A 19,175-nucleotide genomic window follows, 5' to 3' on the forward strand; every position below is an offset into this window, starting at 1 on the left:
CGAGGCGGGAGTCACCCGGTCGACTGCTCAGTTTAGCGACCAGAAGCCGTAGTTGAGCACGGTGGCGAAGCACGTCCACAGGAGATAGGGAACGAGGAGCGCGGCGGCGCGTCGGTCGACGGCGTCGAACTCGCGCATCGTCGCCAGAATCGCGAGGATGAGGACCGCGATGACCGCGAGGCCGAGCGCGGGCGACTGCAGTCCGAAGAACGCCGCGGACCACGCGACGTTGACGACGAGGTGACCGACGAAGACGGCGAGTGCCCGTTCGCGGCGGGGATGGTCGCTCCGGGAGACGAGCCACGCGGCGACGCCCATCAGGGCGAACAGCGTCACCCAGACCGGGCCGAACACCCAGTTCGGCGGGGCGAACCACGGGCGGGCGAGCGTCGCGTACCACGACCCGATGGCGGTCGCGGTGAAGACGCTCCCTACCGCGCCCGCGAGTTGCGCGAGGACCACCCACGCGAGCAGTTCGACCGCCGGTCGCCGACGGAGCGAGGCGAGTTCCATACTCCTCGTTGGTTCGGGAGGGAAAAGAACGACACGGCCCGTGCGGGCGAAATTGAGGGGAATCGGGCGTCTGCGCCCATTTCCCGGAACTGTTTTACCCGACGGTAGACCAGAGTTTGGCAATGAGCGAACTCGAAGCGGAGTACCGCCTCGACTACTTCGAGGAGGAGGGCTTCTACCGGAAGCAATGCCCCGTGACGGGCGTCCACTTCTGGACACGAGACCCCGACCGCGAGACCTGCGGTGAACCGCCCGCCGACGACTACACCTTCATCGACAACCCCGGCTTCGACGAGGAGTACACTCTCGAAGAGATGCGCGAGAAGTTCCTCTCTTTCTTCGAGGAACACGACCACGAGCGCATCGACCCCTACCCGGTCGCCGCGAACCGCTGGCGCGACGACGTGCTCTTGACGCAGGCATCTATCTACGACTTCCAGCCGCTCGTCACGTCCGGCGAGACGCCGCCGCCGGCCAACCCGTTGACCGTCTCCCAGCCCTGCATCCGGATGCAGGATATCGACAACGTGGGCAAGACCGGCCGCCACACGATGGCGTTCGAGATGATGGCCCACCACGCGTTCAACGCCCGCGAGGAGGCCGGCGACAAGTACGCCTACGAGGGCGAAGTCTACTGGAAGGACGAGACGGTCCGCCTCTGCGACGAGTTCTTCGAGTCGCTCGGCGCGGACATCTCCGAAATCACCTACATCGAGGACCCGTGGGTCGGCGGCGGCAACGCCGGACCGGCCTTCGAAGTCCTCTACCGCGGTGCCGAACTCGCCACCCTCGTCTTCATGTCGATGAAGCAGGACCCGGACGGCGAGTACGAACTCAAGGACGGCAACACCTACTCGCCGATGGACACCTACATCGTCGACACCGGCTACGGGCTCGAACGGTGGACGTGGGTGTCCCAGGGGACGCCGACGGTGTACGAGGCCGTCTACCCCGACATGATTGAGTTCCTGAAGGACAACGTCGGCATCGAACACACCGACGAGGAGGAGGAACTCATCCACCGCGCGGCGAAGCTCTCGGGCCACCTCGACATCGACGAAATCGACGACCTCGCAACCGCGCGCGCCGGAGTCGCGGGCGAACTCGGCGTCGACGAGGCCGAACTCACGGCCCTGCTCCGACCGCTCGAAGACATCTACGCCATCGCGGACCACTGTCGCACCCTCGCGTACATGTTCGGCGACGGCATCGTCCCCTCGAACGTCGGGACGGGCTACCTCGCCCGCATGGTCCTCCGGCGCACGAAGCGCCTCGTGGACAACCTCGGCGTGGACGCCCCGCTCGACGAACTCGTGGACATGCAGGCCGAGCGCCTCGACTACCAGAACCGCGACACCATCCGCGACATCGTCCGCAGCGAGGAGCGCAAGTACAGAAAGACGCTCGAACGCGGCTCCCGCAAGGTCCAGCAGCTCGCCGACGAGTACGCCGACAAGGACGAGCCGATACCGCTCGACGAACTCATCGAGCTGTACGACTCCCACGGCATCCAGCCCGACATGGTGCAGGAAATCGCCGAGGAGCGCGGCGCGACCGTCGACATCCCCGACGACTTCTACTCGCTCGTCGCCGACCGCCACGAGCAGGTCGACGGCGAGGACGAGGCCGTGGAGCGCGACGACCGCCTCGGCGACCTGCCGGCGACGGACAAGCTCTACTACGACGACCAGGAGCGCACCGAGTTCGAGGCCGTCGTCCTCGACGTGTTCGAGCGCGAGGAGGGCTACGACGTGGTCCTCGACCAGACGATGTTCTACCCCGAAGGCGGCGGCCAGCCCGCCGACCACGGCTCGCTCGCCACCGACGACGCGACGGTCGAGGTGACCGACGTGCAGATAGCGGGCGATGTGGTGCTCCACCGCACCGACGACGACCCCGGCAAGGGCGAGTTCGTCCGCGGCCAACTCGACGCCGAACGCCGCCGTCGGCTCATGCGCCACCACACGGCGACCCACGTCATCGGCCACGCCATCCGGACGGTCCTCGGCGACCACATCCGGCAGGCCGGCGCGTCGAAGGGCGTCGACCGCTCGCGGCTCGACGTGACCCACTACGAGCGCATCACCCGCGAGGAGGTCACGCAGATAGAGCGCGTCGCCAACGAACTCGTGATGCGGAACATCCCGGTCAAACAGGAGTGGCCGGACCGCCGCGACGCCGAGAAGAAGTACGGTTTCGACCTCTATCAGGGCGGTATCCCGCCGGGCGAGCAGATTCGCCTCATCCACGTCGGCACCGACGTGCAGGCCTGCGGCGGCACCCACGTCAAGCGCACCGGCGACATCGGGGCCATCAAGGTGCTGACGACGGAGCCCGTTCAGGACGGCGTCGAGCGCGTCGTCTTCGCGGCGGGCGACGCGGCCATCGAGGCCACCCAGCGCACCGAGGACGCGCTGTACGGCGCGGCCGACGTGCTCGACGTGAACCCCGCGGACGTGCCCGAGACGGCAGAGCGCTTCTTCACCGAGTGGAAAGAGCGCGGCAAGACCATCGACCGCCTGAAGACGGAACTCGCCGAGGCGCGCGCCGCGGCGGGGGCCGACGAAATCGACATCGACGGCACGCCCGCCGTCGTCCAGCGCCTCGACGGCGACGCGGACGAACTCCGCGCGACCGCGAACGCGCTGGTCGAGGAGGGCAAAGTCGCCGTCCTCGGCTCCGCCGCGGGCGGGAGCGCCCAGTTCGTCGTCGGCGTTCCCGACGGCGTCGGTGTCAACGCCGGGCAGGTCGTCGGCCAACTCGCCGGGAAGGTCGGCGGCGGCGGCGGCGGCCCCGCGGACTTCGCGCAGGGCGGCGGCCCCGACGTGGACGCGCTCGACGACGCGCTCGACGAGGCTCCCGACGTGCTCCGCGCGGTTTTGAACGCCTGAGTCGGTCGCGCGACCGGCCCGGGTTCGCGTTCGCTTTCGTTCCCGCTTACCCCGCGTCCGCGAGACGGACGCCCTAAGTCGCTCGCCCGCCGAGCCCCCGGTATGCCCACGGCAGTCGCGGACGGGGTCGAACTGTACTACGACAGCGAGGGCGACGGCGAGACGGTCGCCTTCGTCGGCGACGCGGGCTACGGCGCGTGGCAGTGGGGCTGGCAGCACGCCGCCGTCGCCGGCCCCTACGAGAGCCTCGTGACCGACCTCCGCGGGGCCGGCCGCTCCGACGCGCCCGCGGGGCCGTACTCGGTCGAGACGCTCGTCTCCGACCTCGTCGCCGTCCTCGCGGACGCGAACGTCAGGAAGGCTCACCTCGTCGGGTTCGGCCTCGGCGGGTTGGTCGCGCTGGAGGCCGCGCGGACGACGAACCGCGTTCGGAGCCTCGTCCTCGTCGGCACCGCCGCCTCGGGAGACGGTATCGACCCCGAACCGCTCTCGGCCGCGCCCGACGTCCCAGCGGCGCTCCGCGAGTCGCTCGCGCCGGCGCTCTCCGAGGAGTTCCGGGCGGAACAGCCGGACGTGGTCGACCAACTCGTCTCGTGGCGCGAACGGGAAGACGCCGACCCCGAGGCGTGGGCCGCGCAGGCCGCCGCCGTCGCCGACTACGACGCCGGTCCGCTCTACGAGGTGACGGTTCCGACGCTCGTTCTCCACGGCGACGACGACCCGGTCTGGCCGGTCGAGGGGGGCCGCGCGCTGGCCGAGGGACTCCCGCGCGGCGAGTTCGAGTCGTTCGCGGGCGCGCGCCACCTCGTCACCGTCGAGCGGTCGCGGCTCGTCAACGACGCGCTCGTCTCCTTTCTCGAATCGCTCGACGACGACTGAGCGACGCTCCGTCGCGTTCGCTCCGGATTCGTCGCCGACGCGCCCCGTCCCAGGTGCCGGCAGAGAGCGTTCCGGGCGCAACTTCTTTAGAGCCGCACCGACTGTCTCTCCACGATGACCCGCCCGCGACTCGCGTTCTTGGACGCCTCCCACGGCGATTCGAGCACGTTCCGAAACTTCAGGCGCGAACTCGACGCCGACCTCGTCGAGTTCGACGTGACCGACGGCCGCCTCCCCGACCACTTCGACTACGACGGCGTCGTCATCACCGGCTCGTCGTCGTCGGTCTACTGGGACGAGGCGTGGATTCGGAACCTCGTGTCGTGGGTCGCCGACGCCGACGAGCGCGGCCTCCCTCTCTTGGGCGTCTGTTTCGGTCACCAGGTCGTCGCGGCGGCCCTCGGCGGCACCGTCGAGGACATGGGCGAGTTCGAACTCGGCTACAACGAAATCGAGCGCACCCGCGCCGACGACGAGGACGACATCCTCACCGGCATCGGCGAGCGCTTCACCGTCTTCACCTCCCACGGCGACCGGGTGAGCGAACTCCCGCCGGGCGCGGAACTCCTCGCGCAAAACGAGTTCGGCGTCCACGCGTTCCGCCGGAGCCACGCCTTCGGCGTCCAGTTCCACCCCGAGTACGACACCGACACCGCCGAGGCCATCGCGAGGCAGAAAGACTTCCTCCCCGACGAGCGGCTTCGGTCGGTCATCGACGGCATCACGCCGGAGAACTACGCCGCCGCCTGCGAGGCCAAGCGCCTGTTCGACAACTTCGTCACCTACGTCAACCGGACGAACGCGGGTTCGGTCGAATCGGCGGCCTGAGCGTTCCGCCAGCCGCGAGCCGTTTTCGAGTCGCATCCGAGCCGCCGTCGAGTCGTGCCCCTCTCGCTGCCGGGCCGCGCCTGCCCCGCTTTCGTCACCGACTTTTCGGTCGTCCGTCTTCCCCGAATCTCGACCGAGCGAATCGCTTTTCACCGCGCCGGGCGCAGGGTCTATCATGCTCGATTATCTGGAATTGGAGGGCGACCTGACCGGCGAAGAGAAACTCGTCCGCGACGAGGCCCGCCGCTTCGTCGACGAGCAGGTCAAACCCGACATCGGCGAGCACTACGAGGCCGGGACGTTCCCGACCGAACTCATCCCGCAGATGGGCGAACTCGGCTTCTACGCGCCCAACCTCGACGGCTACGGTCTCCCCGGCCTCGGCGAGCGCGCCTACGGCCTCCTGATGCAGGAGCTCGAAGCCGGCGACTCCGGCCTCCGGTCGATGGCGAGCGTGCAGGGCTCGCTCGTCATCTACCCTATCCACGCCTACGGCTCCGACGAGCAGAAACAGCGGTGGCTCCCGAAACTCGGGTCGGGCGAGGCGGTCGGCTGTTTCGGCCTGACTGAACCGCAACACGGCTCGGACCCGTCGGGGATGGAAACCCGCGCCGAGCGCGACGCCGACGGCTACGTCCTCAACGGCTCGAAGACGTGGATTACGAACTCGCCCATCGCGGACGTGGCGGTCGTCTGGGCGCGCGACGTGTCGGCGGAGGGGTCGCCGGTCCGCGGGTTCCTCGTCGAGACCGACCGAGACGGCGTGACGACGAACAAAATCGAGGGCAAACTCTCGATGCGCGCGTCGGTCACGGGCGAAATCGGCCTCGACGACGTGCGCGTTCCCGAGGAGGACGTGCTCCCCGGCGTCGAGGGGATGAAGGGGCCGCTTTCGTGTCTCACGCAGGCGCGGTTCGGCATCGCGTGGGGCGTCGTCGGCGCGGCCCGCGACGCCTTCGAGGACGCCCGCCAGTACGCGAAGGACCGAGACCAGTTCGGCGGGCCAATCGCGCGGTTCCAACTCCAGCAGGGCAAACTCGCCGAGATGGCGACCCAAATCACGAACGCGCAGTTGATGGCCCATCGCCTCGCCGACCTCAAAGAGCGCGGCGACCTGCGACACCAGCAGGTGTCGATGGCGAAGCGACACAACGTCCGCGTCGCCCGCGAGGTGACCCGAACCGCCCGCGAGATGCTCGGCGGCAACGGCATCACGACCGACTACTCGCCGATGCGCCACATGGAGAACATCGAGACCGTCTACACCTACGAGGGGACCGACGACATCCACACGCTCGTCCTCGGCGCGGACCTGACGGGAATCGAAGCATTCCACTAGGGCTCGGGAGCGGACGCCCCCGTGGCTTTCGCTGTTGTGCGTGACTCATGACAACAGTACACATACATTTATATCTTCCCGCCCATAGGTTACGATAGAGGCCCCACAATGACCACATCGGCCCAGGACCGTCCGACGGCGCTCGACCTCTCTCGTGAAGAGACGTGGGTCGTCCACGCCGCCTTGCTCGACGCCATCGAGCGGGCGGTCGATGCAGACGAAGAGCCGACGCCGGCCCCAAGCCTGCTCGCGCGGGTCGAGGCCGGCGACGAAGATTTCGACAGCGCCGAACTCGACTATCTCGTAGACGCCCTCCGAACCTATCGGAAACAGGCGCCCGCTCGGGACGACCACCACATCTCGCGCGTTCTCGAGCACATCGAGGCCGCGCGGGCGTAGTCGCCCGACGGACGTCCGGCCCGCTGACTTCCTTTCGATTCCACCGAGGCCCCGAGCGGCCGCGCTCGCGTCTCACCGTCCTCCCGTCCCGCGCGATACCAATTATCGTTTGACATTACGATATGGAAAATAACTTATCCGGCCTCTGAATTGAGGCGGTCGATGCGATCCTCCAACCGATCCGCGCTACTGACGACGACCCTCCTCGTCGCCGCCGTCCTCGCGGCGGCGGTGATGCCCGCGGCCGCCGCCTCGGGCCACTACGAGTTCACAGACGACGCGTACACGGCCGAACAGGGTGAGGTGGTCTCCATCACGCTCTCCGGCGCGTCGGACGCGAACAACACGTCCGCGGCGCTGGCCGGCGAGAACAACACCGTCCCCCTCCGCATCGGCGGCGAGGACGTGAACTTCGCCGTCAACGCGACGGTAGTCGACGAGAACCGCGACGGCAACGTCACCCTCGAACTGAACACCTCGACGGCGGGACAGGCGAACGCCTCGTCGTACCTCACCGCCGCCGGCAACGACTCGGTGAACGCGACGCAGACGACCGAGGCGCTCCCGGCGACGCTCGACGCGGGCGACTACTCGCTCGCGCTCGGCCCGGCGAACAACTCGACTGACACGGCGACGCTCTCGCTCCAGGCGGCGGAGACGACCGAGACGACCGAGACGACCGAGCCGACCGACACCGAGACGACCACAACGGCGGACGAGACGACCGAGACGACGACGACGAACGCGTCGGCCTCGGCGACGACCGAGACGACCGGTACCAGCGACACCGGCATCCCCGGTTTCAGCGCCGTGCTCGCCGTGGTGGCGCTCCTCGCGGCCGCGTTCCTCGCGGTTCGTCGCTGACGCTCTCCGGTGCTCAGCACCGACTCCGAAACCACCCTCGAACTCGACTCCGTCCCCGATTTTTCGCGTCGGCGATGCGGACGTTTTAGTACGCGGTACGGCCAACGCCCGGCAATGGCTATCGACTCGAACTTCGACCAGAACCGGGAACGAGCGGGCGAGGAAAACGGCGTCGCCGTCTGGGGCCCCGTCGAGCCGCCGGAGAAACTCGGCATCCACGGCACCCACGTCGCCGTCGACTACGACATCTGTCTCGCGGACGGCGCGTGCCTCGAAAACTGCCCCGTGGACGTGTTCACGTGGGTCGACACGCCCGACCACCCGGTGAGCGAGCGGAAGGTCGAACCGACGAACGAAGACCAGTGTATCGACTGCATGCTCTGTGTCGACATCTGTCCCGTCGACGCCATCGACGTGGACGCCTCGCGGCAGGCCTGACACGAAGACCAGACGTTATCTCTCCCCGCCGCGTCGCGTCGGCCATGGGACTCATCCACACCGCCCTCGTCGTCTCGGACATCGACGCCACGCTCGACTTCTACGCCGACCTCGGTCTCGAACAGACCAACGAGTTCGAACTCGACGGCGTCCGGAACGTCTACGTCGGCAGCGACGACACCGACATGGAACTGCAGTTCAAGTACGACCCGACCTCGTCGGCGCGCGTCGAACCCGCCGGCATCGACCACGTCGCCGTCGAGGTCGCGGACGCCGACCGCGCCTTCGAGGACATCGTCGAGGCGCAGTCGCCCGACATCGTGAAACCGCCGGTGGACATCGACCCGGTGAACGCCCGCGCGGCGTTCGTGAAGGACCCCGACGGCTACGTCGTCGAAATCGTCTCCATCGAAGACTGAACTCACCCGCGGTACCGACTCGCCTCGGCCGCTGATTTTCGCCGACGCCGACGCTTCACTCACCCGACGGGCTCGCCGCGGCGAACAGGTATTTGTTGCCAGAGCGTCAATACGAAGTCGCTATGTCTGAGGACGTAACCGCGCTGTTGAAGCGCGCCTATCAGGACGAGACCGAGACCGTGATGAACTACATGACGAACTCCATCGTCCTCGACGGCGTCCGGGCGGAGGAGATAAAGGAGTCCCTCCAGACTGACATTCAGGAGGAACTCACCCACGCGGAGCAGCTCGGGAACCGGCTGAAGCAACTCGACGAGCAGCCGCCGGGCTCGGCGACCTTCGAGGCGCGCCAGCACGACCTCCAGCCGCCGGAGGACAGCACGGACGTGCTCGCCGTCATCAACGGCGTCCTCACCGCCGAGGAGGATGCAATCGAGACCTACCGCGCGCTCATCGACGCGGCGGAGGAGGCCAACGACCCCGTCACCGAGGACCTCGCCGTGACCATCCTCGCCGACGAGGAGGCCCACCGGACCGAGTTCCGCGGCTTCAAGAAAGAGTACGACCGCGAGTAACCCCGCACGCGGCGGCCGGCCGCGCTCGCGACGTTCGGTGTACTGCCTGCGGAACCTACGACTCCGAAGTTCTTCATTTCAAAAAACGCGCCGGAACGGAGAAATATCTAACAAATTATCATCTGTTACAAAAGTAGTACTCCCAGTTCTTCGAAACGGGGCTTTGCTTTTATCCACCGGTCGCTCGAACGACGGGTATGAGCACTGAACGCGGCAAGGGAACGGTCGCAATCGTCGGGGGTGCCGGCGCAGTCGGGTCGAGCACGGCGTTCGCGCTGATGGAGAGCAGTCTCGTCGGCGAAATCGTCCTCGTCGACGTCGCCAAAGAGCGCGTCGAGGGCGAGGCGATGGACCTCAACCACGGCTCGTACTTCACGTCGCCGGTCCGCGTCCGGACGGGCGACTACGAGGACTGCTGGGACGCCGACGTGGTCATCGTCACCGCCGGTGCCAGCCAGAAACCGGACGAGACCCGCCTCGACCTGATGGAGCGGAACGCCGACATCTTCGCCGACATGATTCCGCAGATTACGGAGGGGTTGAACGACGACGCCGTGATGCTCATCGTCACCAACCCCGTGGACGTGCTCTCGTACGTCACGTGGAAGGTGTCGGACCTGCCGGCCGAGCGCGTCATCGGCTCCGGAACCGTCCTCGACACGTCGCGGTTCCGCCACTCGCTCAGCCGCGAGTTCGACCTTGACCCGGCGAACGTCCACGCGTACGTCGTCGGCGAGCACGGCGACAGCGAGGTTCTCGTCTGGAGTTCGGCGAACCTCGGCGGCATCCCGTTCGAGTCGTACGCCACCCGTCACGGCGTCGGCGACGTCGACGCGCTCAAAGCCCGCGTCGAAGAGGAGGTCCGCGAGGCCGCCTACGAAATCATCGAGCGCAAGGAGCGGACGAACTACGGCGTCGCGCGCTCGGTGGCCGCGACCACGGAGCGCATCCTCGGCGGCGACAACTCCATCCTCACCGTCTCGACGCTCGTCTCGGGCGAACACGGCATCGACGACGTCTACATGAGCCTCCCGTGTACCGTCAACCAAGGCGGCGTCCGCGACGTTCACGAGTTCGACCTCTCTGCGGCCGAGACGGCGGCGCTCCGGGAGTCGGCGAGCGTCATCCGCGAGTCCATCGACCGCTTGGACGTAGAATAGAAGCGAAAGAAGCGAAGCAAACGGAACAGCCGCGCCGCCGGCTCAGTCGGCCGACGCGGGCGTCGTGTCCGCGTTCGCCCCCGTCGCGGCGGCCTTCGCGTTGAGCGCCTCCACGACGAGTTCGGAGATGTCCACGATGTCGATATCGTCCTCGTAGCTCCCGGTCTTGCGGCCGTCTTCGTACATCGTCGCGCACATCGGGCAGGCGACGACGAAGCGCTCGACGCCGCCGGTCGTGTCGTCGAGCGCCTCGCGCAGGCGCTCTTCGGACGGCTTCGACTCCTCTTCGTGGTCCATCCAGAGACCGCCGCCGCCGCCGCCGCAGCAGAACGACTGGTCACGGTTGCGCGGCATCTCGGCGAGTTCGACGCCGGTCGCGCGGATGACCTCGCGGGGCGCTTCGTACTCGCCGTTGTAGCGTCCGAGGTGACACGGGTCGTGGTACGTCACCGTCTGGGCGGCGAGTTCGTCGCCCGCGAGGCCGAGGCGGTCGTCGCCGACGAGGCGTTCGACCAGTTGGGTGTAGTGGTACACCGGGTAGTCGAACGAGTCGTCCATCTCCGGGTACTCGTTTTTGAACGTGTTGTACGAGTGCGGGTCGGTGCAGACGATTTTGTCGAAGTCGCAGTCGGCCATCGCGGCGACGTTGTCCTCGACGAGCATCTCGTAGAGGCCCTCCTCGCCGACGCGGCGCACGTCGTTGCCGTCGTGCTGTTCGTCCTCGTAGAGGATGCCGTAGGAGACGCCCGCTTCCTCGAAGATGCGGGCCACCGAGCGGGCGACGGCGCGGTTGCGCTCGTCGTAGGAGGGGTAGTCGCCGACGTACCAGAGGAATTCGACCGATTCGTCGCGGGCGTCGGGAACCTCGAAGTCGAGGTCGTCAGTCCAGTCGGGCCGCTTGCGCTGAGGGTCGCCGAAGGCGTTGCCGTTCTGGAAGATGTTCATCATCGCCTCCTGTACCGGCTCTTGCTGTTGGCCCGTCTCGGTGAGCCGGCGGTTCATCTCGGTGAAGTGCGTCAGGTGCTCGATATCGACCGGACAGGCGTCCATGCAGGCCATGCAGGCCATGCAGGACTCCATCGATTCGGCGTCGACGACGGAGGTGCCGCCGTCCGCGACGATGTCGATGGAGTCGCCGCCGGCGTCGACCGACTCGCGGTAGGTCTTCAAGTCGAGAATCACGTCCCGCGGGTCGAGGTTGCGGCCGGAGGCCTCCGCCGGGCAGGCGTCGGTACAGCGGCCGCACTTCGTGCAGGCGTCCATGTCGAGCATCGCCTTCCACGAGAAGTCGTCCTCGGAGACGTAGCCGATTTCGTCCGGCGGCGTGTCGGCCGGCACCTTCGGGAGGCGCGTGCCCGCCTTCTCGTCTGCGGTGACGATGTTGGCGAAGGAGGTGAGCATGTGCAGGGGCTTGGCGTAGGGGACGGCGGCGACGAACGCCAAGGCGAGGAGCGCGTGGGACCACCAGCCGAACCAGTAGAGCGTCTGTGCGAGGCCCTGGCTCATGCCCCCCGCGTCGAACACGAGGGCGACGAAGTAGCCGACGAAGCTCACCGTCTCGAACTCGGGGAACTCCGTACCGACGATGCGGATGCCTTCGAGGACGTAGCCGCCGACGCCGAGGAGAAACAGCGTCCAGACGAACGCGGCGTCCTCGAAGCCGGTGTGTTTACCCCACAGCCGCGGGTGTCGGACCCCGTAGCGCCGCCACAGCGCCATCCCGACGCCGACGACGAACAACAGGCCCATGAGGTCCATGACGAACGAGTACGAGAGGTAGAAGTCGCCGACGAAGAAGGAACTGCCAGTCACCCGCCGCCACACGTCGATGTCGATGGCGAGGATGGTCGTCCCGATGAGGAGCGTCAGGAAGCCCCACATGATGAAGGCGTGCATCACGCCGGCGAACCGGTCGCGCTTGAACTGCTTCTCGTTGGAGAACACCACTTTCGCCGCCCGGACCGTCCGTCCCGGCAGGTCGGACAGCCGGTCGAACGGGTCTTCACCACCCCGCGCGTATCGAGCGAACCGCTCGTACACCCCGTAGAGGAAGACGAGCGACGCGATGGCGGCGAGGCCGTAGAAGAGCGCCTCGCCGACCGGACTAATCGTCCAGAACGTCTCTCGCGTAACATCCGCCTGTGCCGCAAAGTCCATAATCAATCACCGGAGAACGGAGGGTTAAATCTTGCCACCCGAGGCGTGTCGGTCGGCGGATTACGAGCGCCCCGGGGACCTCAGAGCGCAAGGCTGGCGAGGAGCGCGACGGCGAGGACGAGCCCGGGCGCGTCGCGCCGGCCGAACCGAATCTCCGGGAGCGTCGGGTTCCAGGCGAAACACCGCGCGCGGAGGGCGAGCGCGAGCGCGTCGGCCCGCGCGAACGACCGCCGGAGGCCGCCGGCGGCGACGAGCGAGAGCCGCTCGTCCAGCCGTCGCTCGCTCCCGAGGCGGGCCGCCTGCGCCTCGCGGACGCGGAGCAGGTCGCGGCGGACCAAGGGAAGAAACCGGAAGACGAGGGCGACGCCGACGCCGAGCGCGACGCCGACGCGACCCGGGACGAGCCGCTGAATCGCCGCGCGGGACTCGCGCACGGGCGTCGTCCTGACGTACGCCGCCGCGACGAAGAAGACGAGCAGCACGCGGACGCTGGCGAGCGCCGGGTCCACGGCCGCCTCGGGGTCGAACCACGGCGCGCCGAGGCGGGCGGCCTCGACGACCGGACCGAGCGCGAGGAACGGAATCGCGTAGCGGAGGTCGCTGAGGGCGGACACCGGCGAGGTGTCGGCGGCGCGGAGACAGCCCGCGGCGACGACGCCGAGGGCGACGAGCCCGACGGGCGTCGTGTGCGCGAAGCCGGCCGCCGCGAAGGCGACCTGCACCCCGAGCTTGGTCCGCGGGTCGAGTCGGTGGGCGAGGCTGTCGCCCGGTTCGTAGGTCAACACGGCGGGCGGACGTCGAGGTCGGGGAGGCGGTCTGCGGCCTCGTCGGGCGCGGCGTCGAGGGCGACGTCGCCGTCGGCGAGAACGACCACGCGGTCGGCCAGTTCGGCCACGTCGCGCAGGTCGTGGGTGACGACGACGAGGCTCGTCCCCGCGGCGCGGAGGTCGCGGAGGCGCGCGAGCACGGAGCGCCGCGCGGGTTCGTCGAGGCCGGTGAACGGTTCGTCCAAGACGAGGTGGTCGGGTCGCATCGCCAGCGCGCCGGCGATGGCGAGGCGTTCGACCTCGCCGCCGGAGAGGGCGTCGACGCGCTCGTCCTCTCGGCCGTCGAGGTTGACCGCGGCGAGCGACTCGCGGACGCGACGGTCGATTTCGTCGCGGTCGAGCCCGAGGTTCTCCGGGCCGAACGCCACGTCAGCCCCGACGGTCGCGGCGACGAGTTGGTCCTCGGGGTGCTGGAACACCATCGCCACCGCGGTTCGGGCGGCGACGAGGTGGTCCGAGATGGAGCGGCCGTTGACCGAGACCGCGCCCTCGTCGGGGTCGAGCAGACCGTTGAAGTGCCGGACGAGCGTGGTCTTGCCGGAGCCGTTCGCGCCCGCGACGATGACGCACTCTCCGTCGTCGATGGCGAGGTCGACCCCGTCGACCGCGATAGTGCCGCCGTACCGGTGGACGAGGCCGTCGACGCGAATCATCTACTGGGCGGCGATGGCGTCGGAGCGGACGATGCCGACCGCGGCGGCGATTTTGAACGCCTCGGCGGGGATGAACGCGGCGGAGGCCGTCCAGAAGGCGGATTCGAGGCCGACGCTCTGGACGTACGCGAAGCCGAGCGTCCCGAAGGCGTAGACGACGACGGTGCCCGCGACCATCGCGCCGACGAGGCGACCGGTGCTCACGCGGTAGTCGCCGATGTCGACGCTGCCGTGGACGACGAGGCCGACGATGACCGCGGCGACCGGGTACGCCCAGAGGTAGCCCGCGGTCGGGCCGATGAGCGGCGCGAGCCCGGCCGAGCCGCCGGCGAACACCGGCGCGCCGAGGCCGCCGGCCGCGAGGTAGAGCGCGATGGAGCCGCCGCCCCAGACGGGGCCGAGGAAGATGCCCGCGAGGAAGACGACGAGCACCTGCATCGTCACCGGAATCGGCGAGACGGGGTTCGGGAACGAAACGTAACTGCCCGCGCCCATGAGCGCCGCGAACAGGGCGGCGCGGGCGATGTTGCCGACGAGTTCGTCGCCGACGAGTTCGACTGACTCGTGTTCGGTTGCCATGTCCATCGCTGTCTCGTAAACCCTGTTTAACTTATCGGTTTACAGAGTGCGTGGGCGGGGTCGGCCCTCGGTCTCGTCGGCCGATTCGAGTCGTCTCCCGGCGCTTGGCGGCTCCCGGGTCAGCATCATTAAAGACGCTGGGCGTGCCATTCTCCGGGTATGGACGAAAAGACCGCCGAGCTTCGCGACATCTTCATCGAGGCGACTGGGTCGGACACCGTGACCGAACAGCAGTCCGAGTCGCGCGGGTCGCTCGCCGACGTGGACGACCCCGAAGCGGTCCGCGAGCGCGTCCGCAACACCGTGGCGACGATGCGCGAGCGCTACGCGTTCGACGCCGACTTCGACGACGATGCGCTCGTCGCGCTCGTCGTCGGCTACTTCGACGGCGACGCGGACGCCGACCTCGCGGTCGAACTCGACGCGTCGCCCGAGGCGGTCCGCACCGCCCGGTTCGACCTCCACCTCGTCCGCGACGCCGACCGCGAGTTCCCGTTCGACGCCGACCGCTTCGACAACCTGCTCGTCGACGGCGCGGACGACGAGACTATCGCCGAGACGCTCGACGTACCCGTCGAAGTCGTCGCCGAGTGCCGCCCCGTCGCCGAGGCGGACATCCGCTCGAGCCGGGCCAACTACCGCTTCCGCGACGATTTCGCGGAGCTGTTGACCGACGACGACCTCTCGAATCGGATGGCCGAGGACGCCCGCCGCGACGGACTTCGCGAGGCGACCGAGGACATCGAGACCGACGTGTCGCTGTAGCGGCGGCCGCTGTGACCCCTCGGGCCGCGCGAGTCCCGGCGCGCGGCCGACCCGTCGGGACGACGGAGGGTCGGCCGAACGACGAAGGTTCTTAACCGATTGGGGACATACCCTTGTGCGATGGCGCAGGCCCCCCAGAACCGAGACCTGACGGAGCGGTTCATCGAGTTCTACCGCAACTACTATCGAGAGGAAATCGGAAAACTCGCACAGCAGTACCCGAAGGAAAAGCGGTCGCTGTACATCGATTACGACGACCTCTATCGGTTCGACGCGGAACTCGCAGACGACTATATCACGAAGCCCGGCCAGTTCCAAGAGTACGCGGAGGAGGCCCTGCGCCTGTTCGACCTCCCCGCGGACGTGAAGCTCGGTCAGGCGCACGTCCGGATGCGCAACCTCCCCGAGACGGTCGATATCCGGAACATCCGGGTCAACGACGACCACATCGGGACGCTCATCTCGGTGCAGGGAATCGTCCGCAAGGCGACCGACGTGCGCCCGAAAATCACGGAGGCCGCCTTCGAGTGCCAGCGCTGCGGGACGATGAGCTACATCCCGCAGGGCGACGGCGGCTTTCAGGAACCACACGAGTGTCAGGGGTGCGAGCGTCAGGGGCCGTTCCGCATCGACTTCGACCAGTCGAACTTCATCGACTCCCAGAAGCTGCGCGTCCAGGAGTCCCCCGAGGGCCTGCGCGGGGGCGAGACGCCGCAGAGCATCGACATCAACCTCTCGGACGACGTGACCGGCAAAGTCACCGCCGGCGACCACGTCACCGCGGTCGGCATCCTCCACATCGAACAGCAGACCTCGGGCAACGAGAAGACGCCCGTCTTCGACTACTACATGGAGGGCATCTCGCTCACCATCGAGGACGAGGAGTTCGAGGACATGGAGATATCCGACGAGGACGTGGCCGAAATCGTCGAACTCTCGAACGACCCGGCCATCTACGAGAAGATGGTCGAGTCCGTCGCGCCCGCCATCTACGGCTACGAGCAGGAGAAGATGGCCATGATTCTCCAACTGTTCTCGGGCGTCACGAAACACCTGCCCGACGGGTCGCGGATTCGCGGCGACCTGCACATGCTGCTGATAGGGGACCCCGGAACTGGCAAATCGCAGATGTTATCATATATCCGACATATTGCTCCCCGCTCGGTCTACACGTCCGGTAAGGGTTCGTCCTCGGCGGGTCTCACCGCCGCCGCCGTCCGCGACGACTTCGGCGACGGCCAGCAGTGGACGCTCGAAGCCGGCGCGCTCGTCCTCGCGGACAAGGGTATCGCGGCGGTCGACGAGCTGGACAAGATGCGGCCCGAGGACCGCTCCGCGATGCACGAGGGGCTCGAACAACAGCAGATTTCGGTCTCCAAGGCCGGCATCAACGCGACGCTGAAGTCGCGGTGTTCGCTCCTCGGCGCGGCGAACCCGAAGTACGGCCGCTTCGACCAGTACGAGCCAATCGGCGAGCAGATCGACCTCGAACCCGCGCTCATCTCCCGGTTCGACCTCATCTTCACGGTCACGGACGACCCCGACCCCGACGAGGACTCCAAGCTCGCGGACCACATCCTCAAGACCAACTACGCGGGCGAGCTGAACACCCAGCGGACGAACGTCGCCAACTCCGAGTTCACGGAACAGCAGGTCGACGCCGTCACCGACGAGGTCGCGCCCACCATCGACGCGGAGCTCCTCCGCAAGTACATCGCCTACGCGAAGCGCACCTGCTACCCGACCATGACCGACGAGGCCAAGCAGGTCATCCGCGACTTCTACGTGGACTTCCGCGCCCGCGGTGCCGACGAGGACGCGCCCGTCCCCGTGACCGCCCGGAAGCTCGAAGCGCTCGTCCGGCTCGGCGAGGCGTCCGCTCGCGTCCGCCTCTCGGACAAGGTGACCCGCGAGGACGCAGAGCGCGTCACGGGCATCGTCGAGTCCTGCCTGCGCGACATCGGCATGGACCCGGAAACCGGCGAGTTCGACGCCGACATCGTCGAGACCGGCCGCTCGAAGACCCAGCGCGACCGCATCAAGAACCTGCTCGAACTCATCCGCACCATGCAGGAAGAGTACGAGGAGGGAGCGCCCCACGAGGAGGTCCTCGAACGCGCCAACAGCGAGCTGAACATGGACGAGAAGACGGTCAACGACCAGCTGGACAAGCTCAAGATGAAAGGCGACATCTACGAGCCCCGCGGCGACGTGTACCGCGCGACCTGAGCGCCCGCCCTCGATTTCTCGACTGTCACGAACTCCGTACTGTCCCGACTTCCACACTATCTTGGCGAGCGGACAGTCTCGAACGCGTGTCGTTTATTTGCACCAACACCCCTATGTAATCTGAAAGTCATGTAGTACGCATGAATCGTCGAGCGTATCTGGCGACCGCGGGTGCACTCTTTCTCGCGGGATGTTCGTCAGCGGACGGTGGGGAGACGACGACGGAGGAGCCGACGACGACTGCCACGCCGACGGCGACGGAAACTCCGACTACGACCACGACTGAGGAGCCGACGACGACGACGGAGGAGCCGACGACCGAGACGACCACGGAAGAGCCGGACAGGGTGGACCGAATTCTCGGCCTCGCCGTGGAAGACCTCGACGCTGCGGTCGAGGACTTCGCGTCCGTGGCGGGCGAAGACGGCGGCTTCCACGACCTGAACGCCACGACGCAGTTCTCGTTCGAGGACGACGCCGAGTCGCTGTACCTCGCGCGCGGCCACTTCAACACGCTCGACCAACTCGACAAGACCGACGCTCAGCGGGCGCGTCTCGGGCGTCTCCGACGCGCCTTCTGGTTCCTCTGGTGGACGGGTAAGACCCACGAGAACGCCAATCAGGCGTTCTACCGCACCAACAACGCGGTCTCCAGACTGTACGGCGAGGAGTTCAACCGAATCGACACGCAGGTCCGACAGATAGCGGAGGCGCTCGAACCGACGCGAGAGACGCTCAACAGCTTACGGCAGGAGTCGGAGGCCGACGCCCTCGACGAACTCACCGCCCTCGAACCGGCGGACTACGGGCGGAAGGTCGACTTTTTCGAGCGGGAGATCGGTCAGTTCGAGGCCTTCGCTGACGACATCGTCTCGTTCCGCGACGCGACCCGACGATTACAGGACGGGTTCGACGAGTACCTCGGCGAGAGCTACGGCGACGCCACCGGGTCGTTCTTCCGGGCGATGAGCGCGTTCGAGGACGTGAACGCGCGGGTTTCGGAACGCGACCCCGTGGCGGCAATCGCCTCCCGCTCCGAGGAGTTCGCCTGTCTCACCGACGCGATGGCGCGGGCCAGCGAGGTGCTCGACGAGGCGGCGACCGCGGGCGACAACGACATCCCCGAAAAGCAGACCGCCCTCGAAAGCGAGGCGCGAGAGGCCTTCGCGGACTGCGACCTCGTGGCGGAGCAGTTCACGTTCGTCGCCGACTTCTTCGAGGAGCTACCGGACGAACGCTCCTGAGACGGCCGTTCGACTCGCGACCGTCTGCGACCGACCCGCGCGGAACCGACGAACTTAGTGGAGCGTGCGGCGACGGGACAGACGACCGATGGACCGAATCTCCGCCATCCGCAACATCGAAGACGCCATCCGCGACCTCGAATCGGGCGACGCGGACCTCGCCAGCACCGAGCGTCGCGTCGTGACCGTCCTCCGGACGTTCGCGACGGAGTTCGAAGACGACGCCGGCGACGGGACGCTCGACGCCTGGACGGCCGTCGGCGACGACCGCGCGGAGGGGCTCGTCGTCCTCGCCGCCGACGAGGTCGACGCGCGGACGCGGGTCAGAGACCTCCTTGACGAGGCGGCCGGCGACGCCGACGACGTGACGTTCTCGGTCGAGCGCGTCTGAGGCGAGACGAGTCGCGCGGAGATTC

General features: G+C 67.7%; 19 protein-coding genes. 14 read left to right on the forward strand and 5 right to left on the reverse strand.

Going from position 1 to position 19,175, the window contains the following annotated elements; all coding sequences use genetic code 11:
- Positions 1 to 27: 27 nt before the first annotated feature.
- Positions 28 to 513 carry a TspO/MBR family protein gene (locus tag C457_RS01405; RefSeq protein WP_008091276.1) on the reverse strand — a complete coding sequence of 162 codons (486 nt, stop codon included), beginning with the start codon at positions 511 to 513 and terminating at the stop codon, positions 28 to 30.
- A gap of 122 nt (positions 514 to 635) precedes the next feature.
- Between C457_RS01405 and alaS the strand changes: the two genes are divergently transcribed.
- From alaS to C457_RS01455, 10 genes are all read left to right on the forward strand, one after another.
- Positions 636 to 3,404 (forward strand): alanine--tRNA ligase, encoded by a 2,769-nt coding sequence (gene alaS / locus C457_RS01410; protein WP_008091278.1) that lies wholly within the window; start codon positions 636 to 638, stop codon positions 3,402 to 3,404.
- 102 nt (positions 3,405 to 3,506) lie between these two features.
- Positions 3,507 to 4,283, forward strand: coding sequence for an alpha/beta fold hydrolase (locus C457_RS01415; protein ID WP_008091279.1), 777 nt, complete (start codon positions 3,507 to 3,509; stop codon positions 4,281 to 4,283).
- 114 nt (positions 4,284 to 4,397) lie between these two features.
- Entirely contained in the window at positions 4,398 to 5,111 is a 714-nt protein-coding gene (locus C457_RS01420) for a type 1 glutamine amidotransferase (RefSeq protein ID WP_008091281.1), read from the forward strand.
- Positions 5,112 to 5,286: 175 nt separating this feature from the next.
- Complete coding sequence (locus C457_RS01425; RefSeq protein WP_008091283.1) at positions 5,287 to 6,450, forward strand: acyl-CoA dehydrogenase family protein; 1,164 nt, start codon at positions 5,287 to 5,289, stop codon at positions 6,448 to 6,450.
- Between the two features lie 108 nt (positions 6,451 to 6,558).
- Positions 6,559 to 6,849, forward strand: a complete 291-nt coding sequence (locus C457_RS01430) for a DUF7853 family protein (protein WP_008091285.1) — start codon at positions 6,559 to 6,561, stop codon at positions 6,847 to 6,849.
- 162 nt (positions 6,850 to 7,011) lie between these two features.
- The gene (locus tag C457_RS01435) at positions 7,012 to 7,713 is read left to right on the forward strand and encodes a DUF7827 domain-containing protein (protein ID WP_008091287.1); all 702 of its coding nucleotides are present in this window, start codon (positions 7,012 to 7,014) and stop codon (positions 7,711 to 7,713) included.
- Positions 7,714 to 7,827: 114 nt separating this feature from the next.
- Positions 7,828 to 8,151 (forward strand): 4Fe-4S dicluster domain-containing protein, encoded by a 324-nt coding sequence (locus C457_RS01440; protein ID WP_008091289.1) that lies wholly within the window; start codon positions 7,828 to 7,830, stop codon positions 8,149 to 8,151.
- Positions 8,152 to 8,195: 44 nt separating this feature from the next.
- Complete coding sequence (locus tag C457_RS01445) at positions 8,196 to 8,570, forward strand: VOC family protein (RefSeq protein WP_004973805.1); 375 nt, start codon at positions 8,196 to 8,198, stop codon at positions 8,568 to 8,570.
- 122 nt (positions 8,571 to 8,692) lie between these two features.
- On the forward strand, positions 8,693 to 9,145 hold the full coding sequence (locus C457_RS01450; protein WP_008091293.1) for a ferritin-like domain-containing protein: 453 nt from the start codon (positions 8,693 to 8,695) through the stop codon (positions 9,143 to 9,145).
- 197 nt (positions 9,146 to 9,342) lie between these two features.
- On the forward strand, positions 9,343 to 10,305 hold the full coding sequence (locus C457_RS01455) for an L-lactate dehydrogenase (RefSeq protein ID WP_008091295.1): 963 nt from the start codon (positions 9,343 to 9,345) through the stop codon (positions 10,303 to 10,305).
- Between the two features lie 42 nt (positions 10,306 to 10,347).
- On the opposite strand, the gene C457_RS01460 is transcribed toward C457_RS01455, so the two are convergent.
- From C457_RS01460 to C457_RS01475, 4 genes are all read right to left on the reverse strand, one after another.
- Positions 10,348 to 12,462 carry a (Fe-S)-binding protein gene (locus C457_RS01460; RefSeq protein WP_008091297.1) on the reverse strand — a complete coding sequence of 705 codons (2,115 nt, stop codon included), beginning with the start codon at positions 12,460 to 12,462 and terminating at the stop codon, positions 10,348 to 10,350.
- 80 nt (positions 12,463 to 12,542) lie between these two features.
- Positions 12,543 to 13,247, reverse strand: coding sequence for an energy-coupling factor transporter transmembrane component T family protein (locus tag C457_RS01465; RefSeq protein WP_008091298.1), 705 nt, complete (start codon positions 13,245 to 13,247; stop codon positions 12,543 to 12,545).
- Positions 13,241 to 13,942 carry an energy-coupling factor ABC transporter ATP-binding protein gene (locus C457_RS01470; RefSeq protein WP_008091301.1) on the reverse strand — a complete coding sequence of 234 codons (702 nt, stop codon included), beginning with the start codon at positions 13,940 to 13,942 and terminating at the stop codon, positions 13,241 to 13,243. Before C457_RS01470 ends, C457_RS01465 begins: the two co-directional genes overlap by 7 nt.
- Entirely contained in the window at positions 13,943 to 14,521 is a 579-nt protein-coding gene (locus tag C457_RS01475) for a biotin transporter BioY (protein ID WP_049913340.1), read from the reverse strand.
- Between the two features lie 159 nt (positions 14,522 to 14,680).
- Here C457_RS01475 and C457_RS01480 point away from each other — a divergent pair, with 159 nt between their 5' ends.
- The 4 genes from C457_RS01480 to C457_RS01495 all read left to right on the forward strand — a co-directional run bounded on the left by C457_RS01480 (position 14,681) and on the right by C457_RS01495 (position 19,150).
- Positions 14,681 to 15,286: a hypothetical protein gene (locus C457_RS01480; RefSeq protein WP_008091304.1), complete on the forward strand. Its 606-nt coding sequence runs from the start codon at positions 14,681 to 14,683 to the stop codon at positions 15,284 to 15,286.
- A 120-nt stretch (positions 15,287 to 15,406) separates the two neighbouring features.
- A complete protein-coding gene (locus tag C457_RS01485) occupies positions 15,407 to 17,515 on the forward strand; it encodes a minichromosome maintenance protein MCM (protein WP_008091306.1) in 2,109 nt (702 codons plus the stop codon).
- A gap of 140 nt (positions 17,516 to 17,655) precedes the next feature.
- Positions 17,656 to 18,759, forward strand: a complete 1,104-nt coding sequence (locus C457_RS01490) for a hypothetical protein (protein ID WP_008091308.1) — start codon at positions 17,656 to 17,658, stop codon at positions 18,757 to 18,759.
- An 88-nt stretch (positions 18,760 to 18,847) separates the two neighbouring features.
- Complete coding sequence (locus C457_RS01495) at positions 18,848 to 19,150, forward strand: DUF7854 family protein (protein WP_008091312.1); 303 nt, start codon at positions 18,848 to 18,850, stop codon at positions 19,148 to 19,150.
- Positions 19,151 to 19,175: the final 25 nt, after the last annotated feature.

Origin of the sequence: Haloferax prahovense DSM 18310 (genome assembly GCF_000336815.1) — an archaeon.
Lineage (GTDB): Archaea > Halobacteriota > Halobacteria > Halobacteriales > Haloferacaceae > Haloferax > Haloferax prahovense.

Coding starts and splice junctions, on each gene's coding strand:
- C457_RS01470 (WP_008091301.1), bottom strand. CDS start 13,942: ATGATTCGCGTCGACGGCCTCGTCCACCGGTACGGCGGCACTATCGCG.
- C457_RS01480 (WP_008091304.1), top strand. CDS start 14,681: ATGGACGAAAAGACCGCCGAGCTTCGCGACATCTTCATCGAGGCGACT.
- C457_RS01440 (WP_008091289.1), top strand. CDS start 7,828: ATGGCTATCGACTCGAACTTCGACCAGAACCGGGAACGAGCGGGCGAG.
- C457_RS01445 (WP_004973805.1), top strand. CDS start 8,196: ATGGGACTCATCCACACCGCCCTCGTCGTCTCGGACATCGACGCCACG.
- C457_RS01435 (WP_008091287.1), top strand. CDS start 7,012: ATGCGATCCTCCAACCGATCCGCGCTACTGACGACGACCCTCCTCGTC.
- C457_RS01475 (WP_049913340.1), bottom strand. CDS start 14,521: ATGGCAACCGAACACGAGTCAGTCGAACTCGTCGGCGACGAACTCGTC.
- C457_RS01415 (WP_008091279.1), top strand. CDS start 3,507: ATGCCCACGGCAGTCGCGGACGGGGTCGAACTGTACTACGACAGCGAG.
- C457_RS01460 (WP_008091297.1), bottom strand. CDS start 12,462: ATGGACTTTGCGGCACAGGCGGATGTTACGCGAGAGACGTTCTGGACG.
- C457_RS01420 (WP_008091281.1), top strand. CDS start 4,398: ATGACCCGCCCGCGACTCGCGTTCTTGGACGCCTCCCACGGCGATTCG.
- alaS (WP_008091278.1), top strand. CDS start 636: ATGAGCGAACTCGAAGCGGAGTACCGCCTCGACTACTTCGAGGAGGAG.
- C457_RS01430 (WP_008091285.1), top strand. CDS start 6,559: ATGACCACATCGGCCCAGGACCGTCCGACGGCGCTCGACCTCTCTCGT.
- C457_RS01490 (WP_008091308.1), top strand. CDS start 17,656: ATGAATCGTCGAGCGTATCTGGCGACCGCGGGTGCACTCTTTCTCGCG.
- C457_RS01450 (WP_008091293.1), top strand. CDS start 8,693: ATGTCTGAGGACGTAACCGCGCTGTTGAAGCGCGCCTATCAGGACGAG.
- C457_RS01425 (WP_008091283.1), top strand. CDS start 5,287: ATGCTCGATTATCTGGAATTGGAGGGCGACCTGACCGGCGAAGAGAAA.
- C457_RS01485 (WP_008091306.1), top strand. CDS start 15,407: ATGGCGCAGGCCCCCCAGAACCGAGACCTGACGGAGCGGTTCATCGAG.
- C457_RS01455 (WP_008091295.1), top strand. CDS start 9,343: ATGAGCACTGAACGCGGCAAGGGAACGGTCGCAATCGTCGGGGGTGCC.
- C457_RS01405 (WP_008091276.1), bottom strand. CDS start 513: ATGGAACTCGCCTCGCTCCGTCGGCGACCGGCGGTCGAACTGCTCGCG.
- C457_RS01495 (WP_008091312.1), top strand. CDS start 18,848: ATGGACCGAATCTCCGCCATCCGCAACATCGAAGACGCCATCCGCGAC.